Origin of the sequence: Bacillus cereus G9842 (assembly GCF_000021305.1) — a bacterium.
GTDB classification, from domain to species: Bacteria; Bacillota; Bacilli; order Bacillales; family Bacillaceae_G; genus Bacillus_A; species Bacillus_A thuringiensis_S.
The window spans coordinates 5,192,724-5,206,365 of the sequence record NC_011772.1 but is presented as its reverse complement, the minus strand read 5'-3'; the positions used below and the strand labels follow the sequence as shown (position 1 = coordinate 5,206,365).

Genomic DNA, 13,642 nt, shown 5'->3' with positions numbered 1-13,642 from the left:
AAAAAAGCGCCGTCACTTTAAAGTGACGGCGCTTTTTTTTAATATTCGTTTAACATTTCATCGATTGTAAATTTGATTCCGTGATAAGCAAATAAAGCTACTATTAAGCTTGGGAACCCGTAGCGATTACCTTCATCGTCTGGAATAAGGCCTTTTAACAGTTTTGTATCAATATGTACGTCTGTATATTGTTCCAGTGATTTCGTACCTTCTTGAAGAGCAGAAATGCCGACAATAGAGTGTCCCTCTTCTTGTAGTTTTTTTGCAATTTCTACAACTGCTTCATCTGTTGAAAAACGGCTAATAAGAAGTACACGATCCGCAGAGGTTACTTCTGCTTCTTTACCATTTTCAAATAAGCGTTTTGCTTGCTTCATTGGTTCAGCACCGAATAGTGCTTCGGTAACAACACCATCCATTTCATTTGTACCATATAAATAAATGAAACCATCGCCAATTAGTGCTTGAGCAAGTAAACGAGCGCTATCTTCTATATTCATTTCTTCTTTTTGAGAAACTCTGGAGAAATAACCACTTAATTGAGTTGAAAAAATTTTTAACATAATGTTACTCCCTTCGTACGTGTTTGCCGGCTTTCATTATAGTTTATTTTTTTAGAAAGGTGAAATCGTAGGGTAGCATAACAAAATAGGAAACGGTAAAATAAGAAAGAATAGGAAGGAATTTGCCAAAGAATAGCGAAAATAAATCGTTAAGATATAAGAAGCTTTAAATCTTGTACTTACACAGAAAGGTTGGGAATTATGGAAGGTAAAATTTTAATCGTTGATGATCAATATGGGATTCGTGTGTTATTACATGAAGTGTTCCAAAAAGAAGGTTATCAGACATTCCAAGCAGCGAATGGATTTCAAGCTTTAGATATCGTGAAAAAAGATAATCCGGATTTAGTAGTATTAGATATGAAAATTCCAGGCATGGATGGTATAGAGATTTTAAAGCATGTAAAAGAAATTGATGAGAGTATTAAAGTCATTTTAATGACTGCTTATGGAGAGCTTGATATGATCCAAGAAGCAAAAGATTTATGTGCTTTAATGCATTTTGCTAAACCATTTGATATTGATGAAATTCGTCAAGCTGTGAGAAATGAGCTCGCTGTAGAGGCGTAAAAATGAATTTTTTATAAAAAATATGGAAAAAAGCGTTTACATGGACTATTGTGCAGGTGAATACGGTTGAGTTTTTGAGTACAAGTTGTTATCCTATTGAGTGTAGAAAAAAGTCCGGTATGTAGATATACATATTTTACCTTATTCTGGTCATACTACCAGCGATAAGAACTTATCGGATACAAAAAACGTTTTTTAGGAGGATTCACCATGCCTTTAGTTTCTATGAAAGAAATGCTAAACAAAGCACTAGAAGGAAAATACGCAGTTGGTCAATTCAACATGAACAACTTAGAGTGGACTCAAGCTATCTTAGCTGCTGCGGAAGAAGAAAAATCTCCTGTAATCCTAGGTGTATCTGAGGGTGCAGCTCGTCATATGACTGGTTTCAAAACAGTTGTAGCTATGGTTAAAGCTTTAATCGAAGAAATGAACATCACTGTTCCTGTAGCGATTCACCTTGACCATGGTTCAAGCTTCGAAAAATGTAAAGAAGCAATTGATGCAGGTTTCACATCTGTAATGATCGACGCTTCTCACCACCCATTCGAAGAAAACGTTGAAACTACTAAACAAGTAGTAGAATACGCACACGCTCGTAACGTATCTGTTGAAGCTGAGCTTGGAACAGTTGGCGGACAAGAAGACGACGTAATCGCTGAAGGCGTAATTTACGCTGATCCAGCAGAGTGTAAGCACCTTGTTGAAGCAACAGGTATCGATTGCCTAGCTCCAGCTTTAGGTTCTGTACACGGTCCTTACAAAGGTGAGCCTAACTTAGGATTCGCTGAAATGGAACAAGTTCGTGACTTCACTGGCGTACCTTTAGTATTACACGGTGGTACTGGTATCCCAACTGCTGATATCGTAAAAGCTATCTCTTTAGGTACTTCAAAAATCAACGTAAACACTGAGAACCAAATCGAGTTTACAAAAGCTGTTCGTGAAGTATTAAACAAAGACCAAGAAGTTTACGATCCTCGTAAATTTATCGGACCTGGCCGCGACGCTATTAAAGCAACTGTTGCTGGTAAAATGCGTGAGTTCGGTTCTAACGGTAAAGCGTAAGAATAAAATTCCGTTTTGGAAACCGTCTAGTCTTTTAGACGGTTTCCTTTCGTTGTATAATGAAAGCGTGAACAAGTCGAAAGATTTTATCATTTTTGGTTTTTAAATAGAAAATAATGTGCATAGTCCTATTAATAAATGTGATAACGTATCTAAATTGATAAAGTGAATTCGATGAATAGTTGATCTTTATCTATTCGTGCTACAGGAGAAATGAAGATAATGGTTTCCTATTTATCCCGCATTAAAGGGCAGTAAGACCCCCACCTCAAAATTTAGTGGAAGCAAAAAAGTTAGGTGGGGGTCAACTGCCCGTAAAAGCCCGATTGGTTCAACTAATAACCAGTGGGGGATAAACACCCCCGACTAATTAAAGTTTCACTTTATTGAGTTTTGGGATGGAAAGAGTAATTGAGATTCTTAAGGGGAGCTTTCTATAAAAATATAGAAAGTAAATACATTCACAAGAAGGGAGCTCAATATGGAAAAATTGCTAATTGAAGGCGGAAGAGCTTTAAATGGAACAATTCGAGTAAGCGGTGCAAAGAACAGTGCCGTTGCATTAATTCCAGCGACAATTTTAGCAGATACTCCAGTAACTATTGGTGGTGTCCCTAATATTTCGGACGTGAAAATGTTAGGAGACTTACTAGAGGAAATTGGAGGGAAAGTAACTTATGGACAGGAGGAAGAGATGGTAGTCGATCCTTCTAACATGGTTGCAATGCCTTTGCCAAATGGAAAAGTGAAAAAGTTGCGCGCTTCTTATTATTTAATGGGTGCGATGCTTGGCCGTTTTAAAAAAGCTGTTATTGGGCTTCCGGGTGGATGTCATTTAGGACCGAGGCCAATTGATCAGCATATTAAAGGGTTTGAAGCGCTGGGTGCACATGTTACAAATGAACAAGGTGCCATCTATTTAAGGGCAGATGAACTACATGGAGCACGTATTTATTTAGATGTTGTTAGTGTGGGAGCTACGATTAATATTATGCTAGCAGCTGTACGAGCGAAAGGTAGAACTGTTATTGAAAATGCAGCGAAAGAGCCCGAGATTATTGATGTAGCTACATTGTTAACAAGCATGGGAGCACGTATTAAAGGTGCTGGTACAGATGTAATCCGAATAGATGGTGTGGACTCTTTACATGGTTGTCACCATACTATCATCCCAGATCGTATCGAAGCTGGTACGTATATGATTCTAGGAGCTGCATCAGGAGGAGAAGTAACGGTTGATAACGTTATTCCTCAGCACTTAGAATCAGTTACTGCAAAGCTAAGAGAAGCTGGTGTTCAAGTTGAAACGAACGATGATCAAATTACGGTGAACGGTAATAGAAAGTTAAAAGTAGTTGATATCAAAACGCTTGTATATCCAGGTTTTCCAACAGATTTACAACAGCCGTTTACGACGCTTTTAACAAAAGCGCACGGGACGGGAGTTGTAACAGATACAATTTACGGTGCCCGTTTCAAACACATTGATGAATTACGTCGTATGAATGCTCAAATTAAAGTAGAAGGTCGTTCGGCAATTGTAACTGGTCCTGTGTTACTGCAAGGTGCAAAAGTGAAGGCGAGTGATTTACGAGCGGGAGCGGCACTTGTTATTGCAGGGTTAATGGCAGATGGAATTACAGAAGTAACAGGACTTGAGCATATTGATCGAGGTTATGAGAATATAGTGGACAAGCTTAAAGGGCTTGGAGCAAACATTTGGCGAGAACAAATGACAAAACAAGAAATTGAAGAGATGAAGAACGCATAAGTGATACTTCCGCAAGGGGGAAGCGAAGGATCACTACTTGCGGAAGTACACTTTATAGAAAAACACGGTTCACAAAATACGGCAGAAATATAAAGACTTAAAGGAGAGGGATTATTGTGGAAAGAAGTTTATCTATGGAGTTAGTACGTGTAACAGAGGCTGCAGCATTATCATCAGCGCGTTGGATGGGGCGCGGGAAAAAAGATGAAGCAGACGGTGCAGCAACATCAGCTATGCGTGATGTATTTGATACAATTCCGATGAAAGGTACAGTTGTAATTGGTGAAGGTGAGATGGATGAAGCACCAATGCTATATATCGGAGAGAAATTAGGTACAGGATATGGACCACGTGTAGACGTTGCAGTTGATCCTTTAGAAGGGACAAACATCGTAGCAGCTGGTGGCTGGAATGCTCTTGCTGTTATTGCAATTGCAGACCATGGTAATTTGTTACATGCTCCTGACATGTACATGGATAAAATCGCGGTTGGCCCAGAAGCAGTTGGGGCGGTCGACATTGATGCGCCTATTATTGATAACTTACGTGCAGTTGCGAAAGCGAAAAATAAAGATATTGAAGATGTTGTAGCGACAGTTTTAAATCGCCCACGTCATCAAGAAATTATCGAAGAAATTCGTAAAGCTGGTGCTCGTATTAAATTAATTAATGATGGAGATGTAGCTGGAGCGATTAATACAGCGTTTGATCGTACAGGTGTAGATATTTTATTTGGATCTGGTGGAGCACCTGAAGGTGTATTAGCAGCAGTTGCTTTAAAATGTTTAGGTGGAGAAATTCACGGAAAACTATTGCCACAAAACGAAGCTGAATTAGCGCGTTGTAAAAAAATGGGCATAGAAGACATTAATCGTATCCTTCGTATGGAGGACTTAGTAAAAGGTGACGATGCAATCTTTGCAGCAACAGGTGTAACAGATGGAGAACTATTACGCGGTGTTCAATTTAAAGGTAGCGTAGGAACAACGCAATCTCTTGTTATGCGTGCGAAATCAGGCACAGTTCGCTTCGTAGATGGTCGTCATAGCTTAAATAAAAAACCGAACTTGGTTATTAAGTAAAAGGTGGAAGTGGCTCGCTCAGAATCGCAGGACATTGGAACTCTCGACCTTGAAGCGCTCTTTGCTTCGAGTGAGAGAGTGAAATGACCGGAGATTCTAGCCGCTGGAACTGGATTTAAGTAAAAAGCGTAAGCAGCTTGCTCAGAAGGGGAAGGCATTGGAACTCCTGACGAAGAGGCGTTTTGTGCCTCGCAGGAAGGGGTGAAATGACTGACCCTTCTAGCCACCGGAGCTGGATTAAATAAAAAGCGTAAGCGGCTCGTTCAGAATGGGAGGGGGATGGAGCTTCTGACGTAGAGGCGCTTTTTGCCTCGCAGGAAGAAGTGAAGCCACCGACCATTCTAGCTGCTGAAGCTGGATTAAATAAAAAGCGTAAGCGGCTCCTTCAGAAAGGTTAAAATGGTCGATCTTTTTAACTATCGGAGCTGGAACTAAACTAAATAAGAAGCGAAGACAAATTTTCTTGTCTTCGCTTCTTGTATTTGTGTTCCAACGTATTGATTAAAACTAGATAAAAGGGTTACAATAGTGAATATTACCCTACTTGAACTTATTGCCTTTCATTATTAATTATTTGCCTTCCGTATTTTTCCCTTTACCCATGAAAAAAGAGAATAACGTTAAAGTGTGGTGTCTGAATGAATTTGTCAATTGCAGCATTAGAAAACATGAAATTAAAAGAGTTATACGAGCTTGCGAAAGAATTTAAGATTTCGTATTATAGCAAGTTAACGAAAAAAGAGTTAATCTTTTCTATTTTGAAAGCTCGAGCAGAAAAAGAAGGTTTCTTTTTCATGGAAGGCGTATTAGAAATTATTCAATCAGAAGGATTTGGATTCCTACGTCCTATCAACTATTCTCCAAGCTCAGAAGATATTTATATCTCAGCTTCGCAAATTCGTCGTTTCGATTTACGTAATGGAGACAAAGTTTCTGGTAAAGTACGACCTCCGAAAGAAAATGAACGCTATTTTGGGTTATTACAAGTTGAAGCTGTAAACGGAGATGATCCAGATTCAGCAAAAGAGCGTGTGCATTTCCCTGCATTAACACCATTATACCCAGATCGCCAAATGAAATTGGAAACGGAACCGAAAAAGTTACCGACACGTATCATGGATTTAATCGCACCAGTTGGATTTGGACAACGTGGTTTAATTGTTGCGCCTCCAAAGGCTGGTAAAACAAGTCTATTAAAAGAAATTGCACACAGTGTTACAACAAATCATCCAGAAGCAGAATTAATTGTTCTTTTAATTGATGAGCGTCCAGAGGAAGTAACAGACATTGAACGTTCTGTTAAGGGTGACGTTGTAAGTTCTACTTTTGATGAAGTACCAGAAAATCATATTAAAGTAGCTGAACTTGTGTTAGAACGTGCAATGCGTCTTGTAGAGCACAAAAAAGATGTTATCATTTTAATGGATAGTATTACCCGTTTAGCGCGAGCTTACAACCTCGTTATTCCGCCAAGTGGTAGAACATTATCGGGTGGTATCGACCCAGCGGCTTTCCATAGACCGAAGCGTTTCTTTGGAGCTGCACGTAATATTGAAGAAGGCGGTAGCTTAACGATTTTAGCAACAGCCCTTGTTGATACAGGATCTCGTATGGACGATGTTATTTACGAGGAATTTAAAGGAACTGGAAATATGGAACTTCACTTAGATCGTTCGTTAGCTGAACGTCGTATCTTCCCAGCGATTGATATTCGTCGTTCTGGTACACGTAAAGAAGATCTATTAATTCCAAAAGAGCATTTAGACAAGTTATGGGGCATTCGTAAAACAATGCGTGATACACCAGACTTTGTTGAAAGTTTCTTACGTAAGCTTCGTCAAACGAAGACAAACGAAGAATTTTTACAAAACATTGTTGCAGACTCTAAAAGGTATGTAACAACTAAGTAAAGGGAAAAGATTGGGACTCGCTTATTTTATAGTAAGCGAGTTTTCTTATGCCTTTTAGGTGATATTAAAGAGAGAAATAAGTGGGAGAACCTTAGCTGGTCAGAGCTGATCGAGCCCAAGCCACTTTAAATTTCAAAAGACAAAAACAGGTAGTTGCAAAATGAAGTTAGCCTTGTTATAATTTCATCATATGTGTTTCATCAATATAGTTGTGTATGCAGCTGAAGATGAAAAACTCTGTTTCGAAAATGATTCAGGGCGGAAGGAGATGAAAAGAATGAAAGCAGGAATTCACCCAGATTACAAGAAAGTTGTATTCATGGACACAAACACAGGCTTCAAATTCTTAAGCGGGTCTACTAAAGGCTCTAGCGAAACTGTTGAGTGGGAAGATGGTAACACTTATCCATTACTAAAAGTTGAGATCAGTTCTGATTCTCACCCATTCTACACTGGACGTCAGAAGTTTGCTACTGCAGACGGACGCGTTGATCGCTTCAATAAGAAATACGGTATCAAGTAATAAAAACATAAAACAGGCAAGTGTATGTATTCGCTTGTCTGTTTTTTTTGTGAAAATATTATACCTTTACCCTACTTTTAACTAAAAAGTAGATGAAAGGAGAGCTTCATGTACTTAATAAATCAAAATGGCTGGATTGAAGTGATTTGCGGTAGTATGTTTTCTGGTAAATCAGAAGAGTTAATCCGCCGTGTGCGCCGTACGCAATTTGCAAAACAACATGCAATTGTATTTAAACCATGTATTGATAATCGCTATAGTGAAGAAGACGTTGTATCACATAACGGATTAAAGGTAAAAGCAGTTCCTGTTTCAGCTTCAAAAGATATATTTGAACATATCACTGAAGATATGGATGTAATTGCAATCGATGAGGTACAATTCTTTGATGGGGACATTGTGGAAGTGGTGCAAGTATTGGCAAATCGTGGCTATCGTGTCATTGTAGCTGGTTTAGACCAAGATTTCCGTGGTCTACCATTTGGACAAGTTCCTCAGCTGATGGCAATTGCTGAACATGTAACAAAGCTACAAGCAGTATGTTCTGCATGTGGATCTCCGGCAAGTCGTACACAACGATTAATTGATGGAGAACCAGCGGCATTTGATGATCCGATTATTTTAGTTGGGGCTTCAGAATCGTATGAACCACGATGTCGTCATTGTCATGCAGTTCCTACAAACAAAGACAAGTAAAACTCGCTGCGCAAGGCGGGTTTTTTTCAGAATGGAGAGTGTGGGTGGTGTGAGCCACTTATGCTTTTAAATATTATCTAGCTTCAGCGGCTAGAATCTCCGGCCATTTCACTCTCTCGCTTGAAGCAAAAAGCGCTTCAAGGTCGAGAGCTCCAATGGCCTGCGATTCTGAGCAAGCCGCTTACGCTTTTAAATATAATTTGCGTTTTTTTGAGTAAGTACCATATACTATTTGTATTAGATACTAGGATGTAGAGGTGAATGATGTGTTAGATCGTTTGCAAGCTGTAGAAAATCGTTATGAGAAGTTAAATGAATTGTTAAGTGACCCAGAGGTTATTAGCGATACAAATAAGCTTCGTGAATATTCAAAGGAACAGTCTGATATACAGGAAACGGTAGAGGTGTATCGTGAGTATAAGGATGTTCGTGAGCAATTAAAAGATGCGAAAGCAATGTTAGAAGAGAAGTTAGACGCTGAAATGCGTGACATGGTAAAAGAAGAGGTTTCTGAGTTAGAATCACAAGAAAAAACGTTATCAGAACGTCTGAAAATTTTACTAGTTCCAAAGGACCCTAATGATGATAAGAACGTTATCGTTGAGGTTCGTGGGGCTGCTGGTGGCGATGAGGCCGCTTTATTTGCTGGTGACTTATACCGCATGTATAGCCGTTATGCTGAGGTTCAAGGTTGGAAAACAGAAATTATCGAGGCTAGCTATACAGAGTTAGGTGGATATAAAGAGATTATCTTTATGATTAACGGTAAAGGTGCTTTCGCGAAGCTGAAATTCGAGAATGGTGCTCACCGTGTACAACGTGTTCCTGAAACGGAATCTGGTGGACGTATTCATACATCTACAGCAACTGTAGCTGTATTACCAGAGGCAGAAGAAGTAGAAATCGACATTCACGAGAAAGATGTTCGTGTTGATACATTCGCTTCTAGTGGTCCTGGTGGACAAAGTGTTAATACAACGATGTCAGCGGTACGTTTAACGCATTTACCGACTGGTGTAGTTGTATCTTGTCAGGATGAGAAATCACAAATTAAGAATAAAGAAAAAGCGATGAAAGTATTACGCGCACGTGTTTATGATAAGTTTAGACAAGAAGCACAAGCTGAATATGATCAAAACCGTAAACAAGCTGTTGGTACGGGTGATCGTTCAGAGCGTATTCGTACGTATAACTTCCCGCAAAACCGTGTTACAGACCATCGAATCGGTTTAACGATTCAAAAGCTAGATCAAATCTTACAAGGTAAGTTAGATGATTTCATCAATGCCTTAGTGATGGAAGATCAGGCTCAAAGGATGGAGGCAGCTGAGTAATGCGTGTCTATGAAGCCCTGAAATGGGCTTCTTCTTTTTTACAGGAAAATGGACGAGATGAAAATGCGGGAGAAATTGTCCTTTGTCATGTATTAAAGATGAACAGAACAGGATTACTTATGAATATGCGTGAAGAAATAAATGAGGAACAAGAGGCAAGCTTTACGGAGTTTATCCACAAGCACGTAGAAGGTATTCCTATTCAATATATGATTGGTTATGAAATGTTTTATGGCCGGTCGTTCTTTGTGAATGAAGAAGTATTAATACCAAGACCGGAAACAGAAGAGCTTATAGTAGGAGTATTAGAAAGAATTGAGCGCCATTTTGGCGACAAGGAACTACATGTAGCAGATATAGGCACAGGTAGTGGAGCGATTTCTATTACGCTTGCTTTAGAAAATAAAAATCTCCACGTGTATACAGTAGATATTGCACAAGAGTCGATTGAAGTTGCAAAAGAAAATGCAAAAGCTTTAGGTGCAGAAGTAACGTTCTATCACGGTGATTTATTGTCACCATTTCATAAAACGGGTCAAAAGCTAGATGTTGTTGTTTCAAATCCTCCATATATACCGGAAGAGGATTGGCGTGGTCTTTCTCCTGTTGTGAAAGAGCATGAGCCGAAGAGAGCGCTTGTTGGTGGAGAAGACGGATTAGATTTTTATCGCCGTTTTATGGAAGAATTGCCGAATGTGTTGCAGGAGAAAGCAATTGTAGCGTTTGAAATTGGAGTAGGACAAGGTGAGGATGTAAAAAGATTGTTACAACAAGCTTTTCCACATGCCCATGTTGAGGTTGTTTTTGATATTAACGGAAAAGACCGTATGGTATTTGCAGAGATGGAGTAAGGTTCACACCTTACTCCATTTTTTTGTGGGAAAATTCATATAGATTTTGAATTTAATAGTTTAGAAATATGAAAGTCTGTCCACACTGTTTGTAGAGGGGACGGTGGAGGAAATGAAAAAACAAGTTATTGCTTATCTTCTTATATTATTAATTGGTGCACAGTTACTTGTGCAGTTTGGATATATGAAAGCTGATGCAAAAGGGCCTTCAGTTATTCCGAAAGAGGCCGTTCGATTACGAATTTTAGCAAATAGTGATTCAGATAAAGACCAGGCATTAAAGCGTAAAGTGCGTGATGAAGTAAAAGCACAAATTGATGGATGGGTAGCGGATTTAACTTCATTTAAAGAGGCGCGCAAAGTAATTCAAAGTCATATTCCAGAAATCGAGAAAACGGTGGAAAATACGTTAAAAAGAGAAGGAAGTAAAGAATCATTTCAAGTGAAATTTAGTAAGAATGTAAAGTTTCCTACAAAGGTATATGGGAATTTTATTTATCCAGCAGGAGAATATGAAGCGGTATTGATTACAATTGGAGAAGGTGAAGGGGCGAACTGGTGGTGTGTATTATTTCCACCAATGTGTTTCTTAGATTTTTCGAGTGGGACAGCTGTAAGAAAAGAAGAGCACGTTGTGAAGGCGGAATCTCCTGAAGAGGAGCAGGTGAAACAACTAGATGAGGAAGTAGTAAATACAGAAGAGAAGAAAGTGGATAAGGTTAAAGAAACGAAAGTTGTAAAACAGGAAGTAGTAAAAGAAGTAACAGCTTCTGAAAAGAAAGTAGTAAAAAATGAAACAAAAGTCGAAGAGCAGCCTGTAAGTAAAGAAGAAACAAAAACGGTGGAAAAAGTGGAGAAACCTGTGGAGAAAAAACAAGAAAAGCAAAATGAGTATGTAAAAGTAGAAGAGGAAGAAAAAAAGCCAGAAGTTAAATTGTTTATTGTAGAAGCTTTTACATTTTTATTCTCTAAATAGTACTATTAATAAATCCCTCCTCATATATAAAAATGAGGAGGGATTTATTATGAAGAAAGTGTATTTTGCTACGAAAGCAGATGTGGAAAGATTACATTCTTTTTTCGGACAAGCTAATAAAAAAGATGATAAAATAAATGAGTTGTACGCACAATTTATGATTTTGGAAGAGGCGGAAGAAATAAGAGCTGTAATTGGTTATGAACAAAGTGGGGAAGATGTACTTATTCGTTCTTGTTTATTCACACCTCATGTGGATAAACAGACTTTCTTATATTTTTTTGAAATGTTTTTGCAGTATATGAAAGAAAAAAGTGTTCAACAATTGTACTTACTAACAAACCATCCACAATCTGTACCGATCTTTCAGTTCTTTGACTTTTTTACTATAGAAAAGGATGAGGTTCCAGAGGGTATTCAACAGTTAGAACATTTTTGTAAAAATATAAAAGAGCAGAATGCAATAATACTAAATTGTCAGCTATTCACAAAGTTATCCACGGATTAATTGGGTTTATCCACATTTTGTGGATAAACCTTGTTTGTCTTTTGGATAAATCTCATAGTAAACTAAAAATAGACAAGTATTTAAGGGTAGAAAAGGACGTGGAAAAAAATGCATACAAATATGTGGGTTGTGGATAATGTTGTGGAAAGAAAAAAATATTATCCACAGTTACAAGAAGCAGCAAAATTATTAAGAGAAAATGAGGCGGTTGCTTTCCCTACGGAAACAGTATATGGGTTAGGTGCAAATGCAATGGATGATGAAGCAATCGCGAAAATTTTCGAAGCGAAAGGAAGACCGAGTGATAATCCACTCATTGTCCACATAGGTACAAAATCTCAGTTAGATGGGATTGTGAAAGAAATCCCACCAGTTGCAGAGAAGTTAATGGCGCATTTTTGGCCAGGACCATTAACAATTATTTTGCCGAGAAAAGAAGGGATTTCAGAGAGGGTGACGGCGGGACTTAATACGGTTGGGGTAAGAATGCCTGATCATCCAGTTGCACTTGCTCTTATTGAAGAGGCGAATGTACCTGTTGCGGCACCAAGTGCGAATCGTTCAGGGCGTCCAAGTCCAACACTAGCTTCTCACGTATATGAAGATTTGAATGGGAAGATTGCAGGTATTGTTGATGGTGGTGCAACTGGAGTAGGCGTTGAATCAACTGTAATTGATTGTACAAGCACGGTTCCAACAATATTACGTCCAGGTGGGATTACGAAAGAACAATTAGAAGCGGTGATAGGTACCGTTTCTTTAGATCCAGCTTTAAAGGATGAGAAGGAAAAACCGAAATCACCTGGAATGAAATACACACATTATGCGCCGAAAGCACCACTTAGTATTGTTGAGGGCTCGCGTGAGTTTATTCAGCAACTTGTGGATGAGAAAAAGGAAGAAGGATTTAAAGTAGGCGTATTAACGACGGAAGAGTATCAGCATGTATATAACGCAGATGTTATATTGTCTTGTGGTGTTAGAAGTGACTTAGCTAGCGTTGCGACTAAATTATATGATGTACTTAGAACATTTGATGCAAGTGAAGTGGATGTTATTTTTAGTGAGTCGTTCCCTAATGAAGGAATAGGAAATGCTATTATGAATCGTTTAACAAAAGCGGCAGGACATCATATTATTATTGAATGATAAGGTAAGGTTAGCAAACAGAATATTTCTCCTTGGATAAGCATATTGTGAAGTAGCACGTCCAAGGAGGGGCATGAATGACGTTTGAACAGCTAATACCTTTAATAATTATGGCATTCGCCTTAGGGATGGATGCGTTCTCGGTGAGTCTTGGTATGGGGATGATGCCCCTAAAGTTAAGACAAATCCTGTATATTGGTATGACGATAGGGATATTTCATATTATTATGCCATTTATAGGGATGGTACTAGGTCGTTTTTTATCAGAGAAGTATGGAGATATTGCACATTTTGCGGGTGCTATTTTATTAATCGGACTAGGTTTTTATATCGTATATTCGACCATTTTACAAAATGGAGAGACTAGAACTGTCCCTATTGGAATTAGCTTATTCGTATTTGCATTTGGCGTTAGTATAGATAGTTTCTCAGTAGGGCTTAGTCTTGGTATTTATGGGGCACAAACAATCATTACGATATTACTTTTTGGATTTGTTAGCATGTTGTTAGCGTGGATTGGTTTATTAATTGGTAGACATGCGAAAGATATGCTCGGTACATATGGCGAGATAGTAGGTGGCATCATTCTAGTTGGATTTGGATTATATATCCTTTTTCCTATATAATTTTATGTAGGAGGG

The 13,642-nt window shown here is 38.6% G+C and carries 14 protein-coding genes; 13 read left to right on the top strand and 1 reads right to left on the bottom strand.

Annotated elements, in window-relative coordinates:
• Nucleotides 1-38 precede the first annotated feature (38 nt).
• Complete coding sequence (locus tag BCG9842_RS26420) at nt 39-563, bottom strand: DUF2529 domain-containing protein (RefSeq protein WP_000912391.1); 525 nt, start codon at nt 561-563, stop codon at nt 39-41.
• A gap of 201 nt (nt 564-764) precedes the next feature.
• On the opposite strand from BCG9842_RS26420, the gene spo0F reads away from it, so the two are divergent.
• The 13 genes from spo0F (at nt 765) to BCG9842_RS26355 (ending at nt 13,627) form a co-directional block, all read left to right on the top strand.
• Entirely contained in the window at nt 765-1,133 is a 369-nt protein-coding gene (spo0F, locus tag BCG9842_RS26415; protein ID WP_000398591.1) for a sporulation initiation phosphotransferase Spo0F, read from the top strand.
• Nucleotides 1,134-1,343: 210 nt separating this feature from the next.
• Nucleotides 1,344-2,201: a class II fructose-bisphosphate aldolase gene (locus tag BCG9842_RS26410; protein WP_001131856.1), complete on the top strand. Its 858-nt coding sequence runs from the start codon at nt 1,344-1,346 to the stop codon at nt 2,199-2,201.
• Nucleotides 2,202-2,682: 481 nt separating this feature from the next.
• Nucleotides 2,683-3,972, top strand: coding sequence for a UDP-N-acetylglucosamine 1-carboxyvinyltransferase (gene murA / locus BCG9842_RS26405; RefSeq protein WP_000413248.1), 1,290 nt, complete (start codon nt 2,683-2,685; stop codon nt 3,970-3,972).
• A 116-nt stretch (nt 3,973-4,088) separates the two neighbouring features.
• The gene (glpX, locus tag BCG9842_RS26400) at nt 4,089-5,054 is read left to right on the top strand and encodes a class II fructose-bisphosphatase (RefSeq protein ID WP_000442340.1); all 966 of its coding nucleotides are present in this window, start codon (nt 4,089-4,091) and stop codon (nt 5,052-5,054) included.
• 638 nt (nt 5,055-5,692) lie between these two features.
• Nucleotides 5,693-6,964, top strand: coding sequence for a transcription termination factor Rho (gene rho, locus BCG9842_RS26395; protein ID WP_001053903.1), 1,272 nt, complete (start codon nt 5,693-5,695; stop codon nt 6,962-6,964).
• A 277-nt stretch (nt 6,965-7,241) separates the two neighbouring features.
• A complete protein-coding gene (locus BCG9842_RS26390) occupies nt 7,242-7,487 on the top strand; it encodes a type B 50S ribosomal protein L31 (protein ID WP_000643435.1) in 246 nt (81 codons plus the stop codon).
• A gap of 108 nt (nt 7,488-7,595) precedes the next feature.
• Entirely contained in the window at nt 7,596-8,183 is a 588-nt protein-coding gene (locus tag BCG9842_RS26385) for a thymidine kinase (protein WP_000280851.1), read from the top strand.
• A 266-nt stretch (nt 8,184-8,449) separates the two neighbouring features.
• The gene (prfA, locus tag BCG9842_RS26380; RefSeq protein ID WP_000887066.1) at nt 8,450-9,517 is read left to right on the top strand and encodes a peptide chain release factor 1; all 1,068 of its coding nucleotides are present in this window, start codon (nt 8,450-8,452) and stop codon (nt 9,515-9,517) included.
• Complete coding sequence (prmC, locus tag BCG9842_RS26375; RefSeq protein ID WP_001267024.1) at nt 9,517-10,368, top strand: peptide chain release factor N(5)-glutamine methyltransferase; 852 nt, start codon at nt 9,517-9,519, stop codon at nt 10,366-10,368. The genes prfA and prmC overlap by 1 nt, the downstream gene beginning before the upstream one ends.
• A 112-nt stretch (nt 10,369-10,480) precedes the next feature.
• The gene (gene spoIIR, locus BCG9842_RS26370; protein ID WP_000745072.1) at nt 10,481-11,344 is read left to right on the top strand and encodes a stage II sporulation protein R; all 864 of its coding nucleotides are present in this window, start codon (nt 10,481-10,483) and stop codon (nt 11,342-11,344) included.
• 49 nt (nt 11,345-11,393) lie between these two features.
• On the top strand, nt 11,394-11,852 hold the full coding sequence (locus BCG9842_RS26365; protein ID WP_000758437.1) for a mechanosensitive ion channel protein: 459 nt from the start codon (nt 11,394-11,396) through the stop codon (nt 11,850-11,852).
• A gap of 108 nt (nt 11,853-11,960) precedes the next feature.
• Nucleotides 11,961-13,001: an L-threonylcarbamoyladenylate synthase gene (locus tag BCG9842_RS26360; protein WP_000557357.1), complete on the top strand. Its 1,041-nt coding sequence runs from the start codon at nt 11,961-11,963 to the stop codon at nt 12,999-13,001.
• A gap of 77 nt (nt 13,002-13,078) precedes the next feature.
• Nucleotides 13,079-13,627, top strand: a complete 549-nt coding sequence (locus BCG9842_RS26355; protein WP_000142476.1) for a manganese efflux pump MntP — start codon at nt 13,079-13,081, stop codon at nt 13,625-13,627.
• Nucleotides 13,628-13,642: the final 15 nt, after the last annotated feature.

Excerpts from the sequence above, each read along its gene's own strand:
- murA (WP_000413248.1), top strand. The coding sequence starts at position 2,683 with ATGGAAAAATTGCTAATTGAAGGCGGAAGAGCTTTAAATGGAACAATT.
- BCG9842_RS26390 (WP_000643435.1), top strand. The coding sequence starts at position 7,242 with ATGAAAGCAGGAATTCACCCAGATTACAAGAAAGTTGTATTCATGGAC.
- prmC (WP_001267024.1), top strand. The coding sequence starts at position 9,517 with ATGCGTGTCTATGAAGCCCTGAAATGGGCTTCTTCTTTTTTACAGGAA.
- rho (WP_001053903.1), top strand. The coding sequence starts at position 5,693 with ATGAATTTGTCAATTGCAGCATTAGAAAACATGAAATTAAAAGAGTTA.
- BCG9842_RS26385 (WP_000280851.1), top strand. The coding sequence starts at position 7,596 with ATGTACTTAATAAATCAAAATGGCTGGATTGAAGTGATTTGCGGTAGT.
- BCG9842_RS26365 (WP_000758437.1), top strand. The coding sequence starts at position 11,394 with ATGAAGAAAGTGTATTTTGCTACGAAAGCAGATGTGGAAAGATTACAT.
- BCG9842_RS26420 (WP_000912391.1), bottom strand. The coding sequence starts at position 563 with ATGTTAAAAATTTTTTCAACTCAATTAAGTGGTTATTTCTCCAGAGTT.
- BCG9842_RS26410 (WP_001131856.1), top strand. The coding sequence starts at position 1,344 with ATGCCTTTAGTTTCTATGAAAGAAATGCTAAACAAAGCACTAGAAGGA.
- BCG9842_RS26355 (WP_000142476.1), top strand. The coding sequence starts at position 13,079 with ATGACGTTTGAACAGCTAATACCTTTAATAATTATGGCATTCGCCTTA.
- spo0F (WP_000398591.1), top strand. The coding sequence starts at position 765 with ATGGAAGGTAAAATTTTAATCGTTGATGATCAATATGGGATTCGTGTG.
- spoIIR (WP_000745072.1), top strand. The coding sequence starts at position 10,481 with ATGAAAAAACAAGTTATTGCTTATCTTCTTATATTATTAATTGGTGCA.
- BCG9842_RS26360 (WP_000557357.1), top strand. The coding sequence starts at position 11,961 with ATGCATACAAATATGTGGGTTGTGGATAATGTTGTGGAAAGAAAAAAA.